Here is a 17,001-nt window from a genome sequence, read left to right as displayed (position 1 = left end):
GTCAATTCTCCAGTTGGTGCAAAATGCGATTCACTTTATCAAATGTTTCCTGATATTCAGCGTCTTCCTGACTGTCTGCAACAATACCACCGCCTGCGGAGCAATAAATTTGTCCGTTTGTGGCTGTCAGCGTGCGAATGGTAATGCTGGTATCCATATTGCCGCAAAAGCTCAGATAACCAATGCTGCCGCACCAGGCGTTGCGTCTTTGCGGCTCCAGTTCGTCGATAATTTCCATCGCCCGCACTTTCGGCGCGCCGGTAATAGAGCCGCCGGGGAAGGCGGCGCGTAGCAGATCGGTGGCGTATAATGACTCTGGCAGACGTGCGGTAATGGTGCTGACCAAATGATGAACGGCAGGGAACGGTTCGACGATAAACAGCTCCGGAACCTGTACCGAACCCGGTACGGCAACGCGGCCAATATCATTACGCATCAAATCGACGATCATCAGGTTTTCCGCACGATCCTTCGGCGAATTCGCCAGTCGCCGGGCCTGCTCACGATCGGCATCGGTATCTTCAAGCCTCGGTAGCGTACCTTTAATCGGACGCGTCTGGATGTGCTGGTTTTCCAGCAGAATAAATCGTTCCGGCGAAAGGCTGAGGATTGCACCTTCCTCAAGACGAATAAATGCACTAAACGGGGCGCGGTTGGCGTGATTGAGAGTGACAAATGCCTGCCACTCATCGCCCTGGTAATGCGCCTGAAAACGCTGGGCAAGATTGACCTGGTAACAGTCACCGCTGTGCAGATAATCCTGCACCTGGCGGAATTTTTCGCCGTACTGAGCACGGCTCATATTAGACTGCCACGCCGAAGTTAATGTAAACGGCTCACGCGTTGGCGGTTGTTGCGCGTCGAGCCATTTCAGGCGAGCCTCGACATCGGTATGGCTGAGCAGCGATACGGTCTGCAACTGGTGATCGACAATCAGTGCCCAGTCGTAAATTCCAACGGCCATATCCGGTAGCGTAATATCGCGCTCTGCAATAGTGGGCAGAGATTCGAAGCGTCGGCCAAGATCGTAGCCAAACAGACCTAACGCACCGCCCTGAAACGGCAGGTCGGGGTGATATTCGGGGTGAATCTTGTGTGCGATTAGTGCGGAATGTAATACCGTCATGGGATCATCAAGCGAGCGCGAGGTTGCGTGCCCGTCCTGCACTACGGTCTCTGTAGCTCGCGTAACAAGCGTGGTGACGGGATCCGCCACCAGAATATCAAAGCGGTTATGCGGATGGTCGGCTTGACCCGAATGCAGCAGCATCGCCCAGGGCAGATGGCTTAATGTCGAAAAATAGCGTTCAGCGGCGTCCTGACGCCAGGGTAATGTGATTACTGCGGGAGATAACGTCTTCATCAGTCCTGACTCGTTGCTACTCTACTGGCTAACTGCCCGGTAGCATGAAATAATTAGCGCAGACAATTTAGCAGGAGTTAACAATGTTTGCAGGTTTACCTTCACTCAGTCATGAGCAGCAGCAAAAAGCGGTAGAGCGTATTCAGGAGCTGATGTCGCAGGGGATGAGCAGCGGACAAGCCATTGCTCTTGTTGCTGAAGAGTTACGCGCCAGTCATACCGGCGAGCGGATCGTGGCGCGTTTTGAAGATGAAGACGAATAACGCCGCTTAAACTGCAGCGATAATCTTAATCTCAACTTTGTATTTCGGGTTCATCAACCCGGCCTGAACGGTACAACGTACCGGCGCGTGACCCGCAACAACCCACGCGTCCCAGGCTTTGTTCATGGCGGCAAAATCGTTTTTGTCTGCCAAAAACAGGGTGGCATCAAGAATACGTGACTTGTTGCTGCCTTGTTTTTCCAGCACCGCATCAATTTGCGCCAGCGTATTTGCCGTTTGCTCAAAAGCGTCTGCATCCAGATTTTCCGGCACGCCAGTGTAATACAGCGTGTTGTTGTGGATAACCACGTCGGACCAACGCGCTTCGGCATCAATGCGCACAATCGTCATAAATCATTCCTCATTTACGTGTTTTCAAATGGCTTTGGGTTGCGCCAAGACTGCCATAATGTTGTGCCTACGTCACCTCTTCAACTGGCGAAAGAGCTGCTGGCCTGACATAATCCCTGTTCAAATGAACAGGGGGCAGTGTGACGGACGATTTTGCAGCAGACGGTCAGTTGGCTAAAGCAATACCGGGTTTTAAACCGCGAGAACCACAGCGGCAGATGGCCATCGCCGTCAGTCATGCCATCGAAAAATCACAACCGTTGGTGGTAGAAGCCGGAACCGGGACGGGTAAAACCTATGCTTATCTTGCCCCAGCGCTGCGTGCCGGAAAGAAGGTCATTGTCTCCACGGGCTCGAAGGCGTTGCAGGATCAGCTATACAGCCGCGATCTCCCGACCGTCGCTAAGGCACTAAAGTTCACCGGTAAACTGGCGCTGCTGAAAGGGCGTTCAAACTATCTGTGCCTTGAACGTCTCGAACAGCAGGCACTCGCGGGTGGTGACTTGCCGGTACAAACGTTAAGCGACGTCATCCTGCTGCGCTCCTGGTCAAATCAAACCCTTGATGGGGACATCAGCACCTGCGTCAGCGTGGCGGAAGACTCTCAGGCCTGGCCGTTGGTCACCAGCACTAATGACAACTGTCTGGGCAGCGACTGCCCGCTGTATAAAGAGTGTTTTGTCGTGAAAGCGCGTAAAAAAGCGATGGATGCGGATGTCGTCGTGGTTAACCACCATCTGTTTCTCGCTGATATGGTGGTAAAAGAGAGCGGGTTTGGCGAACTGATCCCGGAAGCTGATGTAATGATCTTCGATGAAGCGCATCAGCTACCGGATATCGCCAGCCAGTACTTTGGTCAATCGCTCTCCAGTCGCCAACTGTTAGACCTGGCGAAAGACATCACCATTGCCTATCGCACCGAGCTGAAAGACACTCAGCAGTTGCAAAAGTGCGCCGATCGCCTTGCACAAAGCGCTCAGGACTTTCGCTTGCAACTTGGTGAGCCGGGCTATCGCGGAAACCTGCGGGAACTGCTGGCCGACCAGCGCGTACAGCGCGCGTTTTTGCTGCTCGATGACACGCTGGAGCTATGTTATGACGTGGCGAAGCTGTCTCTTGGGCGTTCGGCATTGCTGGATGCCGCGTTTGAACGCGCCACACTTTACCGTGCGCGCCTGAAGCGTCTGAAAGAGATCAACCAGCCAGGCTTCAGCTACTGGTATGAATGCACCTCTCGCCATTTCACTCTCGCGCTGACGCCGCTCACTGTGGCGGATAAATTCAAAGAAGTGATGGAGCAAAAGCCGGGCTGCTGGATTTTTACTTCCGCGACGCTGTCAGTAAACGATGACCTTCATCATTTCACCGCGAGGTTGGGGATTGAAGATGCCGAGTCGATGTTATTGCCGAGTCCATTTGATTACACGCGCCAGGCGCTGCTATGCGTGCCGCGTAATCTCCCGCAAACCAACCAGCCGGGGGCTGCGCGCCAGTTAGCATCCATGCTGCGACCTATTATTGAAGCGAACAACGGTCGCTGCTTTATGCTGTGCACCTCGCACGCGATGATGCGCGATCTGGCGGAACAATTCCGCGCCACCATGACGCTTCCCGTTCTGCTGCAGGGCGAAACCAGTAAAGGGCAACTGTTACAGCAGTTTGTCAGCGCAGGTAATGCGCTACTGGTTGCCACCAGCAGCTTCTGGGAAGGCGTGGACGTGCGCGGTGATACGCTGTCGCTGGTGATAATCGACAAACTTCCGTTTACCTCGCCGGACGACCCGCTGTTAAAAGCCCGAATGGAGGATTGTCGACTGCGCGGCGGCGATCCGTTTGAAGACGTCCAGTTGCCGGATGCGGTAATCACCCTGAAGCAGGGGGTAGGGCGTCTGATACGTGATGCTGACGATCGCGGCGTGCTGGTGATTTGCGACAATCGTCTGGTTATGCGGCCATACGGCGCCACCTTCCTGGCGAGTCTTCCTCCTGCGCCGCGGACGCGTGACATCGCTCGCGCGGTTCGCTTTCTTGCCATACCAACGACTGAGTAATTTGTTACGGAGTGTGGTAAGATGCGCGCCAAATTTATTGATCTGATCACAAACACCCATGCGAATTCTGGCTATCGATACCGCCACAGAGGCGTGCTCTGTTGCCCTGTGGAATGACGGTACTATCAAGGCTCACTTTGAGCTTTGCCCACGAGAACACACCCAACGAATTTTACCGATGGTTCAGGAAATCCTGGCCGCTGGCGATCTCACGTTAACCGATATCGACGCCCTGGCGTTTGGTCGCGGTCCCGGCAGTTTCACCGGCGTACGTATCGGTATTGGCATTGCTCAGGGGCTGGCGTTAGGCGCAAACTTACCGATGATCGGCGTCTCCACCCTGGCGACCATGGCGCAGGGCGCCTGGCGTAAGTCGGGCGCGACTCGTGTACTGGCGGCGATTGATGCGCGAATGGGCGAAGTCTACTGGGCCGAATACCAGCGTGATGACAACGGCAACTGGCACGGTGAAGAAACCGAAGCGGTGTTAACCCCCGAGCAGGTACATGAGCGTTTACTGCAGCTTTCTGGCGAGTGGGTAACTGTTGGGACGGGATGGCCAGCCTGGCCTGAGCTTGGTAAAGACAGCGGTCTGACGTTCAGCGATGGTGACGTGCTGCTTCCTGCGGCTGAAGATATGCTGCCTGTCGCCACGCAAATGCTGGCTGCGGGTAAGACCGTAGCGGTCGAACACGCGGAACCGGTTTATTTACGTAACACCGTGGCGTGGAAGAAACTTCCCGGTAAAGAATGAATCTTAGTAGTACATCCCCGGTTAATTTTCATAGACGTCGGTGCACAGTATTGTGAACAGGCCGGGGCAGAAGCTAAGAAAAGGGAGTCGCAATATGGCGGTGCAAAAGCAGTTATTGAAAGGTGTGTTGGCGGGGGCCTTGGCGTTAATGCTTAGCGGCTGCGTCACCATCCCGGATGCGATTAAAGGTTCGAGCCCGATGCCGCAGCAGGATCTGGTGCGGGTGATGAATGCGCCGCAGCTGTATGTCGGACAGGAAGCGCGTTTTGGTGGCAAAGTGGTGGATATTCAGAACCAGCAGGGAAAATCCCGTCTGGAAATTGCCACCGTTCCGCTCGATAGTGGTGCGCGTCCAGTGCTGGGTGAAGCCTCTCGCGGGCGTATATATGCTGATGTAAATGGTTTCCTCGACCCGGTGGACTTTCGCGGGCAACTGGTCACCGTCGTCGGCCCGATTAGCGGTACGGTGGACGGAAAAATAGGTAATACGCCGTATAAATTCATGCTGATGCAGGTAACCGGTTATAAACGCTGGCATATTACTCAGCAGATTGTCATGCCGCCTCAGCCTATCGACCCCTGGTTCTATGGTGCGCGTGGCTGGCCTTACGGTGGCTATGGTGGATGGGGCTGGTACAATCCCGGCCCGGCACAGGTTCAGACCATAGTAACAGAGTAACTCTTTGTTTTATTGGTAAAAGAAACAGCGGCCCGTCCGCTGTTTCTGCATTAACGTGGATATAAGAAAAATAAATAGTGACGTGCTTCGCAACCTTGTCGTTGTGTAATAAACAAACTGGTACGCTGAGTTAATATTATGTTAACAGTTTGTTTATTGCCTGGGGTTGTGATGACGACGAATACGCATTTTAGAGGTGATGTATTGAAAAAGGTTTGGCTTAACCGTTATCCCGCTGGTGTTCCTGCGGAGATCAATCCTGACCGTTATCAATCCCTGGTGGAACTCTTTGAACACTCAGTAAGACGGTATGCCGATCAGCCCGCGTTTGTAAACATGGGGGAGGTGATGACCTTCCGCAAGCTTGAAGAGCGTAGCCGTGCGTTTGCCGCTTATTTGCAACAGGGGCTCGGGCTGAAAAAGGGCGATCGCGTCGCGCTGATGATGCCGAATCTGCTGCAATATCCGGTCGCACTGTTTGGGATTTTACGTGCCGGCATGATCGTCGTGAACGTAAACCCGCTGTACACGCCTCGCGAGCTGGAACATCAGCTCAACGATAGCGGTGCGTCGGCGATTGTCATCGTATCTAACTTTGCCCACACGCTGGAAAAAGTAGTCGACAAAACGTCTGTGCAACACGTGATCCTGACGCGTATGGGCGATCAGCTGTCCACCGCCAAAGGGACGCTGGTTAACTTCGTCGTTAAGTATATCAAGCGTCTGGTGCCGAAATATCACCTGCCGGATGCCATCTCGTTTCGCAGTGCGCTGCAAAACGGTTATCGCATGCAGTATGTGAAGCCCGAAGTCGTGTCGGAAGATTTGGCGTTCCTGCAATATACTGGCGGGACAACCGGCGTGGCGAAAGGCGCGATGCTTACACACCGCAACATGCTGGCTAACCTGGAGCAGGTTAACGCCACCTATGGCCCGTTGCTGCATCCGGGTAAAGAACTGGTGGTAACGGCCCTACCGCTGTATCACATTTTTGCGCTAACGATGAACTGCCTGCTGTTTATTGAGCTAGGTGGTCAAAACCTGCTGATTACTAACCCGCGTGATATTCCGGGGCTGGTAAAAGAGCTGGCGAAGTATCCATTTACCGCGATGACCGGTGTCAATACGCTGTTTAACGCGCTGCTGAATAACAAAGAGTTCCAGCAACTGGATTTCTCTTCACTCCACCTCTCGGCAGGCGGCGGAATGCCGGTTCAACAGGCGGTAGCTGAACGCTGGGTGAAGCTGACAGGTCAGTATCTGCTGGAAGGCTACGGCCTGACGGAGTGCGCGCCGTTGGTAAGCGTCAATCCTCACGATATCGACTACCACAGCGGCAGTATCGGGTTACCGGTGCCTTCCACCGAGGTCAAGCTGGTGGACGACGACGACAACGAAGTGCCGCCGGGAGAACCGGGGGAGCTCTGCGTGAAAGGCCCGCAGGTGATGCTGGGCTACTGGCAGCGACCAGACGCCACTGACGAAATCGTCAAAGACGGCTGGCTGCACACCGGCGATATTGCAGTGATGGATGATGAAGGTTTCCTGCGTATTGTCGATCGTAAGAAGGACATGATCCTCGTGTCCGGCTTTAACGTCTATCCGAACGAAATTGAAGACGTGGTTATGCAACATCCTGGCGTGCAGGAAGTGGCTGCGGTTGGTGTTCCGTCCGGCAGCAGCGGTGAAGCGGTGAAAATTTTCGTGGTGAAGAAAGACGCCTCGTTAACCGATGAAGCGCTGGTCACTTTCTGTCGTCGTCACCTGACGGGCTATAAAGTACCGAAGCTGGTGGAGTTTCGCGATGAGTTGCCGAAATCTAACGTCGGTAAAATTTTGCGACGAGAATTACGTGACGAAGCGCGCGCCAAAGTGGACAATAAAGGCTGAGCGTTAAGTCAGCCAGCAGAAAACGCCGGGTAATCCGGCGTTTTTTTTGGCGCAAACCTAAGAGAGCACGATTTGAATTATCAAATGATCACCACGGACGACGCGTTGGCCACGCTGTGCGAAGCCGTCCGTGAATTTCCGGCGATAGCCCTGGATACAGAATTTGTTCGCACGCGTACCTATTATCCGCAGTTGGGGCTGATCCAGCTGTTTGATGGCAAACACGTTGCTCTGATTGATCCGCAGGGGATCACCGACTGGTCGCCGCTGCGCGATATTCTGCGTGATACTGCCATCACCAAATTCCTACATGCAGGTAGCGAAGATCTGGAAGTGTTTCTCAACACTTTTGGCGAACTGCCGCAGCCGTTGATTGATACACAAATTCTGGCTGCTTTTTGCGGTCGTCCGCTGTCGTGGGGCTTTGCCGCGATGGTGGAAGAGTTTACGGGCGTGGCGCTCGACAAAAGCGAGTCGCGTACTGACTGGCTGGCCAGACCGCTGACCGAGCGTCAGTGTGAGTACGCGGCGGCTGATGTCTGGTATCTATTACCGATCACCACAAAACTGATGGTCGAAACTGAAGCCAGCGGCTGGCTGCCAGCCGCACTGGACGAATGTCGCTTAATGCAGCAGCGTCGCCAGGAGGTTCTGGCGCCTGAAGACGCATGGCGCGACATCACCAACGCCTGGCAGCTGCGTACCCGTCAGTTGGCCTGCCTGCAACTGCTTGCCGACTGGCGACTGCGTAAAGCACGTGAGCGCGATCTGGCGGTGAACTTTGTGGTGCGTGAAGAACACCTGTGGTCGGTCGCTCGTTATATGCCGGGCAGTCTGGGCGAGCTGGATAGTCTGGGACTTTCCGGGAGCGAAATTCGCTTCCACGGCAAGACGCTGATCTCCTTGGTAGAAAAGGCACAGGCCTTACCGGAAGAGTCGCTGCCGCAGCCGCTGCTGAATTTGATGGATATGCCAGGCTATCGCAAGGCGTTCAAAGCCATTAAGACGCTGGTTGCTGAAGTGAGTGCGGAACATAATCTTAGCGTCGAGCTGCTTGCTTCACGCCGTCAAATCAACCAGCTACTCAACTGGCACTGGAAATTAAAGTCACAGCAGACTCTGCCGGAGCTGATTTCCGGTTGGCGTGGCGAGTTGATGGCTGAACGACTCAACGCGCTGCTGCAGGAATACCCACAGTAGAAAACCTAAAAACGGGAGCTGGCGCTCCCGTTTTTAATCGGATTTGAGTTAGCGACACAGTGCCTGACGAATGGCTTCACCTACCTGTTGGGTGGTGGCGCAGCCTTTCATATCTGGCGTTTTCGGGCCGCTGGCAATGACCTGCTCAATTGCCGCCACAATACCGTCGTGGGCGGCTTTATAGTTGGCATCACCGTTGCCAAGGAAGTCGAGCATCATGGCTCCAGCCCAGATAGTCGCTATAGGGTTGGCGATATTCTGACCGTAGATATCCGGGGCCGAACCGTGTACCGGCTCGAACAGGGACGGGAAGGTGCGTTCCGGATTTAAGTTGGCAGAAGGCGCAATGCCAATCGTTCCGGTACAGGCTGGACCGAGATCGGAGAGGATGTCACCAAACAGGTTGGAAGCAACCACGACGTCAAATCGCTCAGGCTGCATGACAAAGCGGGCGCACAGAATATCAATATGCTGTTTATCCCAGCGGATCTCAGGATAGTGTGACGCCATCGCTTCGACGCGTTCATCCCAGTAGGGCATGCTGATGGCCAGCCCATTGGATTTGGTCGCCGAAGTCAACGTTTTGCGTAGTCGACTTTGTGCCAGTTCAAAGGCATAACGCAAAATTCGGTCGACGCCACGGCGGGTGAAGACCGACTCCTGGATCACCATCTCGTGTTCAGTACCTTCGCTCACGCGTCCGCCGAGGGCAGAGTATTCTCCCTCGGTGTTTTCGCGTACGACGTAGAAATCAATGTCGCCAGGCTGCTTGCCAACCAGTGGGCAAGGAACTCCCGGAAACAGGCGCACTGGGCGCAGGTTGACGTACTGGTCGAATTCGCGGCGAAACTTAAGCAGCGAACCCCATAATGAGATGTGGTCAGGCACGGTGTCCGGCCAGCCAACCGCGCCAAAATAGATAGCATCGAAGGATTGCAACTGCTCATGCCAGTCATCGGGCATCATCTTGCCGTGATGGGCGTAGTATTCGCAGCTGGCCCATTCCATTTGCTCAAAGCTGAGCGACAACCCCCAACGCTCGGCGGCTGCCTGCAACACATGAATGCCCTCAGGCAGGACTTCTTTACCAATGCCATCTCCGGGGATAGCGGCGATACGCCAGGTTTTCTTCATAGCAGCTCTCACTTGTGCGCCATCAAAATTGACTTTCTCCTTATCCTATAATTGACTGATTAATAGTTAATCCCCCTAACTGGTGAAACATAAAACACAGATCATGAATAATCTGCCGCTGCTAAATGATTTACGCGTCTTTATGCTGGTTGCCCGTCGTGCAGGATTTGCCGCCGTTGCCGAGGAACTGGGCGTATCACCGGCTTTTATCAGTAAGCGCGTTGCCCTGCTGGAGCAAACGCTGAATGTAGTGCTGCTGCATCGAACAACGCGGCGCGTAACCATCACGGAAGAGGGGGAGCGGATCTACGAATGGGCGCAGCGGATCCTACAGGATGTCGATCAAATGATGGACGAGCTTTCTGATGCCAGGCAGGTTCCGCGGGGGATGCTGCGTATAATTAGTAGCTTTGGTTTTGGCCGCCGGGTGGTGGCTCCGGCGCTGTCTGCGCTGGCAAAAGAGTACCCGCAGTTAGAACTGAGGTTCGATGTTGAAGATCGTCTGGTGGATATGGTGAATGAGGGCATCGATCTTGATATTCGTATCGGGGATGATATCGCGCCGAACCTGATTGCCCGCAAGCTGGCGACTAATTACCGTATTTTGTGCGCCTCGCCGGAATTTTTGACGCAGCATGGGACGCCGAAGCAACTCAACGATCTTGCCACTCTTCCTTGTCTGGTGATCAAAGAGCGCGACCATCCGTTTGGTATCTGGCAAATGCGCAATAAAGAGGGCGAGCATTCGATTAAAGTTACGGGACCTCTGTCGTCTAATCATGGCGAAGTGGTACATCAGTGGTGCCTTGATGGCCAGGGAATAGCCCTGCGGTCATGGTGGGACGTTTGCGACAACATTGCCAGCGGAAACTTGATACACATATTGCCCGAGTATTATCAACCAGCAAATATTTGGGCGGTGTATGTTTCCCGGCTGGCGACGTCGGCAAAAATCCGTATTACGGTCGAGTATTTGCGCCGCTATTTTACCGAAAACTATCCAAAGTTTACTTTGGAATAATAGTGCAACAGGATGGCAAGAAACAGAAAATAAAAAAGGCAGAATAATCTGCCTTTTTTGTAACGATGACTCTCTGAGTAAAGCCGTTATTTAGATTCTTCGGCTTCAGGCAATGTCACGTTAAGTTCGAGGATAGAAATATCGCCGTCTTTTTGCTCAAGCTGTACGGTCACCATTTCAGGATCAATTTGTACATACTTGCAGATAACCTCGAGAATATCTTTCCTCAACTGCGGTAAATAATGTGGCTCGGCGTCACTACGACGGCGTTCCGCAACAATAATCTGCAGTCGCTCTTTAGCGATGTTCGCTGTGCTCTTTTTCCGCGAGAGAAAAAAATCCAGTAATGCCATAACTTATCCTCCGAACAGGCGTTTGAGGAAACCTTTCTTCTCTTCTTCAATGAAGCGGAAAGGACGTTCTTCTCCCAACAGACGGTCTACGGTATCAGCATAGGCTTTACCGGCATCAGCATTGATGTCGAGAATAACCGGCTCACCCTGGTTAGACGCGCGCAGGACTGACTGATCTTCAGGAATCACGCCAACCAGCTTGATTCGCAGAATTTCCAGTACGTCTTCCATGCTCAGCATGTCACCTTTATTTACGCGGCCAGGGTTGTAGCGCGTCAGCAACAAATGCTCTTTAATCGGATCTTCACCGTTTTCCGCACGACGAGATTTCGACGCCAGAATCCCCAGAATACGGTCAGAGTCACGTACAGAGGAAACTTCCGGGTTAGTGGTGATTATCGCTTCATCGGCAAAATACAGGGCCATCAGCGCACCGGTTTCAATACCCGCCGGAGAGTCGCAGACAATGAAGTCGAATTCCATCGTTTTCAGATCGTCCAGAACTTTCGCGACGCCTTCACGCGTCAGCGCGTCTTTATCGCGAGTCTGTGAGGCCGGAAGAATAAAGAGATTTTCGGTACGCTTATCTTTGATTAACGCCTGATTTAACGACGCATCTCCCTGAATAACGTTGACGAAGTCATAAACGACGCGGCGTTCACAACCCATAATCAGATCAAGGTTACGCAGGCCGATATCAAAATCAATAACGACAGTTTTCTTTCCCTTCTGGGCCAAACCTGTAGCGATGGCCGCGCTGGAGGTGGTTTTGCCAACGCCCCCTTTACCCGAAGTAACAACAATAATGCGTGCCATAGAAATTCCTTGTTAAAAAGGGATCAATTCAACGGTTGAACTGTCAAAGCGTTCTCTGCTAATTGCAGACGTGCCGCTTTGCCATAAAATTCTGCTGGGATTTTATCACTCAGCCAATAAACACCTGCGATAGACACCAGTTCTGCCGTCAGATGGGTACAAAAAATTTGCGCTTCCCGATCACCGCTAGCGCCTGCCAACGCACGGCCTCTCATCATTCCATAAACATGAATATTGCCATCAGCGATAAGCTCTGCGCCTGCACTGACGTGGCTTGTAACAATCAGATCACATTGTGGTGCATAAATGCGCTGACCGGAACGAACCGGCACATTTATTAATCGTGTTTTTGTGATGGGAGTAACGTTTTGCGGCGGAGCGACGTGAGCCGGGGCCTCAACGGGCGCAGGACGAATAGCTTTTTCTTTACCTTCTGTCAGTAAAGGAAGACCCATTTCGTCGATTTCAGCCTTGAGTCTGGCGTCTTTGCATCCGCTAACGCCGATAATGCGCAATCCAGTAGACGCGACAACTTTCTGCAACGCTGACCAGTTTACCGGGCTTTCAAGACCACTCACGTTAACCACGACGGGAGCATGTTTTAAAAAAGCAGGTGCCTGCGCGATTTTGTCTTCCAACGCCTGACGAATAACCTCGGGTTCTGCTTCATGTAAGTGAACCACTGATAAGGTGAAGCTACTGCCTTTAAGCTCGATTGGCGTGTTTGACATCCTGGCCTTACTCAATTTGCTATTTATCATCCCCAGCGCGGGGTGATATTCCGAAGACTATAAGGCATGTTATAGTCAGTATTATATTGAGGCAAGCCACCATTCCGTGAATTCAGAGTAAAAGATATGTTTTGTGTGATCTACCGAAGCAGTAAACGTGACCAGACCTATTTATATGTCGAAAAAAAAGACGATTTCTCGCGAGTTCCTGAAGAACTGATGAAAGGATTTGGTCAGCCGACGCTGGCAATGATGCTGCCGCTTGATGGCCGTAAAAAGCTCGTTAATGCCGATCTGGAAAAAGTAAAACAGGCACTCACCGAGCAGGGCTATTATTTACAAATACCACCACCGCCAGAAGATTTACTTAAACAGCATCTGGCTGCGGCGAAACAAAATACACCAGACGCTAAACGTTAAACTGCATCCGGCAGCAGCACGCCCCATCGATGCAGTACCTGAAATCGATAACTACGTTAGGGGAAAATAATGTATCAACATCATAACTGGCATGGTGCTCTGCTGGATTATCCGGTGAGTAAGGTGGTTTGCGTAGGGAGTAACTATGCCAACCATATTAAAGAGATGGGCGGAACCCCTCCGGAAGAGCCGGTGTTGTTTATCAAACCGGAAACTGCGCTGTGCGATTTGCGCCAGCCGCTGGTGATTCCATCTGATATGGGTTCAGTTCACCATGAAGTTGAGCTGGCGGTACTGATTGGCGCGACCCTACGTCAGGCGACGGAAGAACATGTGCGCAAAGCCATCGCGGGCTATGGCGTCGCGTTGGATCTGACCTTGCGTGATATTCAGGGCAAAATGAAGAAGGCGGGGCAACCGTGGGAAAAAGCGAAAGGTTTTGATAACTCTTGCCCGCTGTCGGGGTTTATTCCGGTGGCCGAGTTTAACGGCGATCCGCAGGATACGATGCTGGGGTTAACGGTCAACGGTGAAACACGCCAGCACGGCTCCACGGCGGATATGATCCATCAAATCGTTCCTTTGATTGCCTATATGAGCCGTTTCTTTACTCTCAAAGCGGGCGATGTTGTGCTGACGGGGACGCCAGCGGGTGTTGGACCGTTAAACAGCGGCGATGAGCTGGCCATCAGTTTTCATGGTCAAACGCTGACGACACGCGTGCTGTAATCTCCTCTTGCCGCCTTTTCGGGCGGCAAAACTTGCATCAGCGTGCCAGACTGGTTATAAGGTGCAGCTTTATTGCAATAGCGGATACCCTGATGAGCGACATACCTTTCTGGCAAAGTAAAACCCTGGATGAAATGACCGATGCCGAGTGGGAGTCATTATGTGACGGGTGTGGTCAATGCTGCCTGCATAAGCTGATGGATGAAGACACCGACGAAATTTATTTTACCAACGTCGCGTGTAAGCAGCTCAATATCAAAACCTGTCAGTGTCGTAATTACGAGCGACGATTCGAGTATGAGCCTGACTGTATCAAACTGACGCGCGACAATCTGCCTACCTTTGAATGGCTGCCGATGACCTGTGCTTATCGTCTGTTAGCGGAAGGTAAAGGGCTGCCGGAGTGGCATCCACTGCTGACGGGGTCCAAAGCGGCAATGCACGGCGAGCGTATTTCAGTACGTCATATTGCGGTGAAAGAATCGGAAGTGCGTGACTGGCAGGATCATATTTTGAACAAACCTTCATGGGCGGACTAAGCCGCCCATCGATTAGCAGGCGTAAGGGCTTAAGACTTTTTCGCCTGATACATCTCATCTCCATGGTTGTCATCTTCAACCCAGAAATTGATGTTGAATTGGGCGTCGTCGCTTAATTCAACGCGATGCCAGTACTGCGGCGGGCTGGTCGCGAACTGACCGGCATTAATTACCACTTTTACTTCAGGCTCTTTTGCGTCTTCATTGGCAAAACCGTAATACGTTACCGTACCTTCCATCACACAAAGCTGGCCAAAAACGCCTGCTGCAGTGTTATGGTGAGAAAGAAGTGCTGCGGGGACATTGTCTTTGGTAAAGAAGGGAGTAGAGCGTTTAACTTTCCAGTTTGCCGGGATGCGTAAATGGGACATAAGACATCTCCTTGGTGTGGCATCTATAAGATGTATTTAATATACATCTTATAGATGCCAGCAGGCAATGAATTTAAGCCAAAAAAAACGCTCCCGAAGGAGCGTCTCTGTTAGCGACCGAAGAGGTCACGTTTTTTCGGTTTGAACGGCTGTGCTATCACCACCAGCACGGCGACTACCAGGTAGGCGGCGAAGATCCCCAACAGCCACTGCGGCATTTCCAGGGTTAAAAAAGACCACTGGCGCTCAGCACAGTCACCGGACGCTAAAAACACCTGCGGCAGCCATTTGTCCAGTGGCAGCCAGCTTGGGAAGCGTGCGGCAAAATTACAGGTCATAAACGGGGACGGGTGCAGCTGAATCATGGTGTGCTCATATGCTAACTGAAGTCCGCGCCAGGCACTGTAAATCCAGATTATCATCGCCACATAGCGCAGCGGTGTTTTTGGTGCAATAGCACCCACCAGCCCTGCACCCATCACGCCAAATAATGCGCTACGTTCGTAAATACACAACACGCAAGGTTTTAGCAGCATGACGTGCTGGAACCACAGCGCAACGAGCTCCAGCGCAAAGGCGGTTAACGCCAACAATAACCATGCCCCACGACCTCGGGAGCACTGGTTTAAAAATCGCAACATAATCATTTCCCTGCAACATGCGTAGAGACCGCAGTTTAAACCAATTCACTTTATGCGCCACTAGCGGGAATTGAAAATTTGCGTAATCGGATAATTATCATGCAAAAAGTCAAACCGGGCAGTGATTTGCCCGGTTAATTGTTATGAAAGTGTAGCTAACCAGCCCGTTTGGGTCATCCACTCGGTCACCGGGACAAGCGTGAACTCGACGCAAAGCAGACCGACGAGCGTCAGGACGAGAGTATAAGGCAGAGCCATCCACACCATGCGACCATACGAGAGGCGAATTAACGGCGCCAGTGCAGAGGTCAGCAGGAACAGGAATGCAGCCTGGCCGTTCGGAGTTGCCACCGAAGGCAGGTTGGTCCCGGTATTGATCGCCACCGCTAACAGCTCATACTGATTGAGGCTGATGGTCCCCTGTTCCAGCGCGGCTTTGGCCTCGTTAATGTAAATGGTGCCGACAAATACGTTATCAGAAATAGAAGACAGCAGGCCATTGAAGAGGTAGAACAGCGTCAGTTGGGCATGTTCGGAGGATTGCAATACAAACTGAATGATCGGCGAAAAGAGCTGTTGATCGATAATCACCGCAACAACAGAGAAGAACACGGTCAGCAGGGCGGTGAAGGGCAGCGACTCGGTAAAGGCTTTACCTATCGCATGTTCGTCGGTGACTCCCGTCAAGGAGGTTGCCAGAATGATGACCGACAAACCGATCAATCCGACTTCTGCCAGATGCAGGGCCAACGCAACTACCAGCCAGACGCCAATAATAGCCTGGACAATCAGTTTGATTTTGTCCTGGCGGGTACGTTGCTGGCGGCTCTGATCGTCAAACTGTTGCAGGACATCACGAACGGTCTCCGGCAGCGTTTCGCCATAGCCAAACCAGCGCAATTTCTCGACCAGTACACAGGTTAACAGGCCGCAAATTAGTACCGGGACGGTAACCGGCGACATGCGCAGGAAGAAGTCGCCAAAATGCCAGCCAGCCGCTTTGGCGATAATCAGGTTTTGTGGCTCGCCCACCATGGTCATCACGCCGCCTAACGCCGTACCGACACCCGCGTGCATCATCAGGCTACGCAGAAAACCACGGAACTGCTCAAGAACGACCTTATTGTGCTGATCGATATGGCTGTCATCGAGCATGTTGTTGTCTTCCGCGCGGGAAGAGGCAACGCGATGGTAGATGCCATAAAAACCGACCGCAACGCTGATTACCACGGCCACGACGGTCAGAGCATCAAGGAACGCCGAGAGGAAAGCGGCCGCAACACAAAATGCCAGCGACAGCAGCGTTTTGGAGCGAATAGTGAGTAGCAGACGCGTGAAAATAAACAGTAGCAGCTGCTTCATAAAGTAGATGCCTGCCACCATAAACATCAGCAGCAATAACACCTCAAGGTTTGCGGCAACCTCTTCACGAACATGCGTTGCGCTGGTCATACCAATAATGACAGCTTCGATAGCCAACAGCCCGCCAGGCAGCAGTGGGTAGCATTTTAACGCCATCGCCAGCGTGAAAATGAACTCGGCCACCAGCAACCAGCCGGCGATAAAAGGGTTGATGAAAAAAATAATCGGGTTAACGACTAAGAAGACAAGCAGTGCAAGTTTGTACCAGTCTGGTGATTGACCTAAAAAATTGCGCCACATCGCGCGGCCCCATGATAGCTCCATGGTGATTTC

Annotated in this window: 19 protein-coding genes; 10 read left to right on the top strand and 9 right to left on the bottom strand. The window is 52.5% G+C overall.

Annotated elements, in window-relative coordinates; translation table 11 throughout:
* Window position 1: 1 nt before the first annotated feature.
* A complete protein-coding gene (gene pabB / locus C2U41_RS10815) occupies window positions 2–1,363 on the bottom strand; it encodes an aminodeoxychorismate synthase component 1 (protein ID WP_046671126.1) in 1,362 nt (453 codons plus the stop codon).
* Between the two features lie 83 nt (window positions 1,364–1,446).
* Here pabB and C2U41_RS10810 point away from each other — a divergent pair, with 83 nt between their 5' ends.
* On the top strand, window positions 1,447–1,626 hold the full coding sequence (locus C2U41_RS10810; protein WP_003020986.1) for a YoaH family protein: 180 nt from the start codon (window positions 1,447–1,449) through the stop codon (window positions 1,624–1,626).
* Window positions 1,627–1,632: 6 nt separating this feature from the next.
* Here C2U41_RS10810 and C2U41_RS10805 read toward each other — a convergent pair whose 3' ends face one another.
* Complete coding sequence (locus tag C2U41_RS10805) at window positions 1,633–1,977, bottom strand: RidA family protein (RefSeq protein ID WP_003020984.1); 345 nt, start codon at window positions 1,975–1,977, stop codon at window positions 1,633–1,635.
* A gap of 140 nt (window positions 1,978–2,117) precedes the next feature.
* Here C2U41_RS10805 and C2U41_RS10800 point away from each other — a divergent pair, with 140 nt between their 5' ends.
* The 5 genes from C2U41_RS10800 to rnd all read left to right on the top strand — a co-directional run bounded on the left by C2U41_RS10800 (window position 2,118) and on the right by rnd (window position 8,551).
* Complete coding sequence (locus tag C2U41_RS10800; RefSeq protein WP_003020980.1) at window positions 2,118–4,028, top strand: ATP-dependent DNA helicase; 1,911 nt, start codon at window positions 2,118–2,120, stop codon at window positions 4,026–4,028.
* A gap of 58 nt (window positions 4,029–4,086) precedes the next feature.
* Entirely contained in the window at window positions 4,087–4,782 is a 696-nt protein-coding gene (gene tsaB / locus C2U41_RS10795) for a tRNA (adenosine(37)-N6)-threonylcarbamoyltransferase complex dimerization subunit type 1 TsaB (protein WP_046671124.1), read from the top strand.
* Window positions 4,783–4,876: 94 nt separating this feature from the next.
* Window positions 4,877–5,461, top strand: coding sequence for a Slp family lipoprotein (locus C2U41_RS10790; RefSeq protein ID WP_003020975.1), 585 nt, complete (start codon window positions 4,877–4,879; stop codon window positions 5,459–5,461).
* A 204-nt stretch (window positions 5,462–5,665) separates the two neighbouring features.
* Window positions 5,666–7,351, top strand: a complete 1,686-nt coding sequence (fadD, locus tag C2U41_RS10780) for a long-chain-fatty-acid--CoA ligase FadD (protein WP_003020970.1) — start codon at window positions 5,666–5,668, stop codon at window positions 7,349–7,351.
* Between the two features lie 84 nt (window positions 7,352–7,435).
* Window positions 7,436–8,551, top strand: a complete 1,116-nt coding sequence (gene rnd, locus C2U41_RS10775; protein ID WP_044711056.1) for a ribonuclease D — start codon at window positions 7,436–7,438, stop codon at window positions 8,549–8,551.
* Window positions 8,552–8,599: 48 nt separating this feature from the next.
* Here the strand turns inward: rnd and C2U41_RS10770 are convergent, their stop codons facing one another.
* Window positions 8,600–9,685, bottom strand: coding sequence for a tartrate dehydrogenase (locus C2U41_RS10770; protein ID WP_103848635.1), 1,086 nt, complete (start codon window positions 9,683–9,685; stop codon window positions 8,600–8,602).
* 103 nt (window positions 9,686–9,788) lie between these two features.
* On the opposite strand from C2U41_RS10770, the gene C2U41_RS10765 reads away from it, so the two are divergent.
* Complete coding sequence (locus tag C2U41_RS10765; RefSeq protein WP_103848636.1) at window positions 9,789–10,706, top strand: LysR family transcriptional regulator; 918 nt, start codon at window positions 9,789–9,791, stop codon at window positions 10,704–10,706.
* 86 nt (window positions 10,707–10,792) lie between these two features.
* On the opposite strand, the gene minE is transcribed toward C2U41_RS10765, so the two are convergent.
* Genes minE through minC form a run of 3 tightly spaced genes read right to left on the bottom strand, consistent with a single transcriptional unit; the run spans window position 10,793 to window position 12,606 of the window.
* Window positions 10,793–11,059, bottom strand: a complete 267-nt coding sequence (gene minE, locus C2U41_RS10760) for a cell division topological specificity factor MinE (RefSeq protein WP_001185666.1) — start codon at window positions 11,057–11,059, stop codon at window positions 10,793–10,795.
* A gap of 3 nt (window positions 11,060–11,062) precedes the next feature.
* The gene (gene minD / locus C2U41_RS10755; RefSeq protein ID WP_003020956.1) at window positions 11,063–11,875 is read right to left on the bottom strand and encodes a septum site-determining protein MinD; all 813 of its coding nucleotides are present in this window, start codon (window positions 11,873–11,875) and stop codon (window positions 11,063–11,065) included.
* Between the two features lie 23 nt (window positions 11,876–11,898).
* Window positions 11,899–12,606 carry a septum site-determining protein MinC gene (gene minC, locus C2U41_RS10750; protein WP_003844062.1) on the bottom strand — a complete coding sequence of 236 codons (708 nt, stop codon included), beginning with the start codon at window positions 12,604–12,606 and terminating at the stop codon, window positions 11,899–11,901.
* A gap of 126 nt (window positions 12,607–12,732) precedes the next feature.
* On the opposite strand from minC, the gene C2U41_RS10745 reads away from it, so the two are divergent.
* The 3 genes from C2U41_RS10745 (at window position 12,733) to C2U41_RS10735 (ending at window position 14,294) form a co-directional block, all read left to right on the top strand.
* The gene (locus tag C2U41_RS10745; RefSeq protein WP_003020949.1) at window positions 12,733–13,026 is read left to right on the top strand and encodes a YcgL domain-containing protein; all 294 of its coding nucleotides are present in this window, start codon (window positions 12,733–12,735) and stop codon (window positions 13,024–13,026) included.
* Between the two features lie 69 nt (window positions 13,027–13,095).
* Window positions 13,096–13,755: a fumarylacetoacetate hydrolase family protein gene (locus C2U41_RS10740; RefSeq protein ID WP_003020947.1), complete on the top strand. Its 660-nt coding sequence runs from the start codon at window positions 13,096–13,098 to the stop codon at window positions 13,753–13,755.
* Between the two features lie 92 nt (window positions 13,756–13,847).
* Entirely contained in the window at window positions 13,848–14,294 is a 447-nt protein-coding gene (locus C2U41_RS10735; protein ID WP_003020944.1) for a YcgN family cysteine cluster protein, read from the top strand.
* Window positions 14,295–14,323: 29 nt separating this feature from the next.
* On the opposite strand, the gene C2U41_RS10730 is transcribed toward C2U41_RS10735, so the two are convergent.
* The 3 genes from C2U41_RS10730 to nhaB form a co-directional block, all read right to left on the bottom strand.
* Window positions 14,324–14,665, bottom strand: coding sequence for a DUF1971 domain-containing protein (locus C2U41_RS10730; RefSeq protein ID WP_003020940.1), 342 nt, complete (start codon window positions 14,663–14,665; stop codon window positions 14,324–14,326).
* Window positions 14,666–14,775: 110 nt separating this feature from the next.
* The gene (gene dsbB / locus C2U41_RS10725; protein WP_103848637.1) at window positions 14,776–15,306 is read right to left on the bottom strand and encodes a disulfide bond formation protein DsbB; all 531 of its coding nucleotides are present in this window, start codon (window positions 15,304–15,306) and stop codon (window positions 14,776–14,778) included.
* 141 nt (window positions 15,307–15,447) lie between these two features.
* Complete coding sequence (nhaB, locus tag C2U41_RS10720; RefSeq protein WP_003020934.1) at window positions 15,448–16,992, bottom strand: Na(+)/H(+) antiporter NhaB; 1,545 nt, start codon at window positions 16,990–16,992, stop codon at window positions 15,448–15,450.
* Window positions 16,993–17,001: the final 9 nt, after the last annotated feature.

It is taken from the genome of Citrobacter freundii complex sp. CFNIH4 (assembly GCF_002934505.1).
Taxonomy (GTDB): Bacteria; Pseudomonadota; Gammaproteobacteria; order Enterobacterales; family Enterobacteriaceae; genus Citrobacter; species Citrobacter freundii.
Note: the sequence above shows the minus strand (reverse complement) of the source record. Positions and strands in the feature narration are given on the sequence as shown.

Coding starts and splice junctions, on each gene's coding strand:
- C2U41_RS10730 (WP_003020940.1), bottom strand. CDS start 14,665: ATGTCCCATTTACGCATCCCGGCAAACTGGAAAGTTAAACGCTCTACT.
- C2U41_RS10790 (WP_003020975.1), top strand. CDS start 4,877: ATGGCGGTGCAAAAGCAGTTATTGAAAGGTGTGTTGGCGGGGGCCTTG.
- minD (WP_003020956.1), bottom strand. CDS start 11,875: ATGGCACGCATTATTGTTGTTACTTCGGGTAAAGGGGGCGTTGGCAAA.
- nhaB (WP_003020934.1), bottom strand. CDS start 16,992: ATGGAGCTATCATGGGGCCGCGCGATGTGGCGCAATTTTTTAGGTCAA.
- tsaB (WP_046671124.1), top strand. CDS start 4,087: ATGCGAATTCTGGCTATCGATACCGCCACAGAGGCGTGCTCTGTTGCC.
- C2U41_RS10770 (WP_103848635.1), bottom strand. CDS start 9,685: ATGAAGAAAACCTGGCGTATCGCCGCTATCCCCGGAGATGGCATTGGT.
- C2U41_RS10740 (WP_003020947.1), top strand. CDS start 13,096: ATGTATCAACATCATAACTGGCATGGTGCTCTGCTGGATTATCCGGTG.
- minC (WP_003844062.1), bottom strand. CDS start 12,606: ATGTCAAACACGCCAATCGAGCTTAAAGGCAGTAGCTTCACCTTATCA.
- C2U41_RS10810 (WP_003020986.1), top strand. CDS start 1,447: ATGTTTGCAGGTTTACCTTCACTCAGTCATGAGCAGCAGCAAAAAGCG.
- C2U41_RS10735 (WP_003020944.1), top strand. CDS start 13,848: ATGAGCGACATACCTTTCTGGCAAAGTAAAACCCTGGATGAAATGACC.
- C2U41_RS10765 (WP_103848636.1), top strand. CDS start 9,789: ATGAATAATCTGCCGCTGCTAAATGATTTACGCGTCTTTATGCTGGTT.
- minE (WP_001185666.1), bottom strand. CDS start 11,059: ATGGCATTACTGGATTTTTTTCTCTCGCGGAAAAAGAGCACAGCGAAC.
- C2U41_RS10745 (WP_003020949.1), top strand. CDS start 12,733: ATGTTTTGTGTGATCTACCGAAGCAGTAAACGTGACCAGACCTATTTA.
- pabB (WP_046671126.1), bottom strand. CDS start 1,363: ATGAAGACGTTATCTCCCGCAGTAATCACATTACCCTGGCGTCAGGAC.
- rnd (WP_044711056.1), top strand. CDS start 7,436: ATGATCACCACGGACGACGCGTTGGCCACGCTGTGCGAAGCCGTCCGT.
- C2U41_RS10805 (WP_003020984.1), bottom strand. CDS start 1,977: ATGACGATTGTGCGCATTGATGCCGAAGCGCGTTGGTCCGACGTGGTT.
- dsbB (WP_103848637.1), bottom strand. CDS start 15,306: ATGTTGCGATTTTTAAACCAGTGCTCCCGAGGTCGTGGGGCATGGTTA.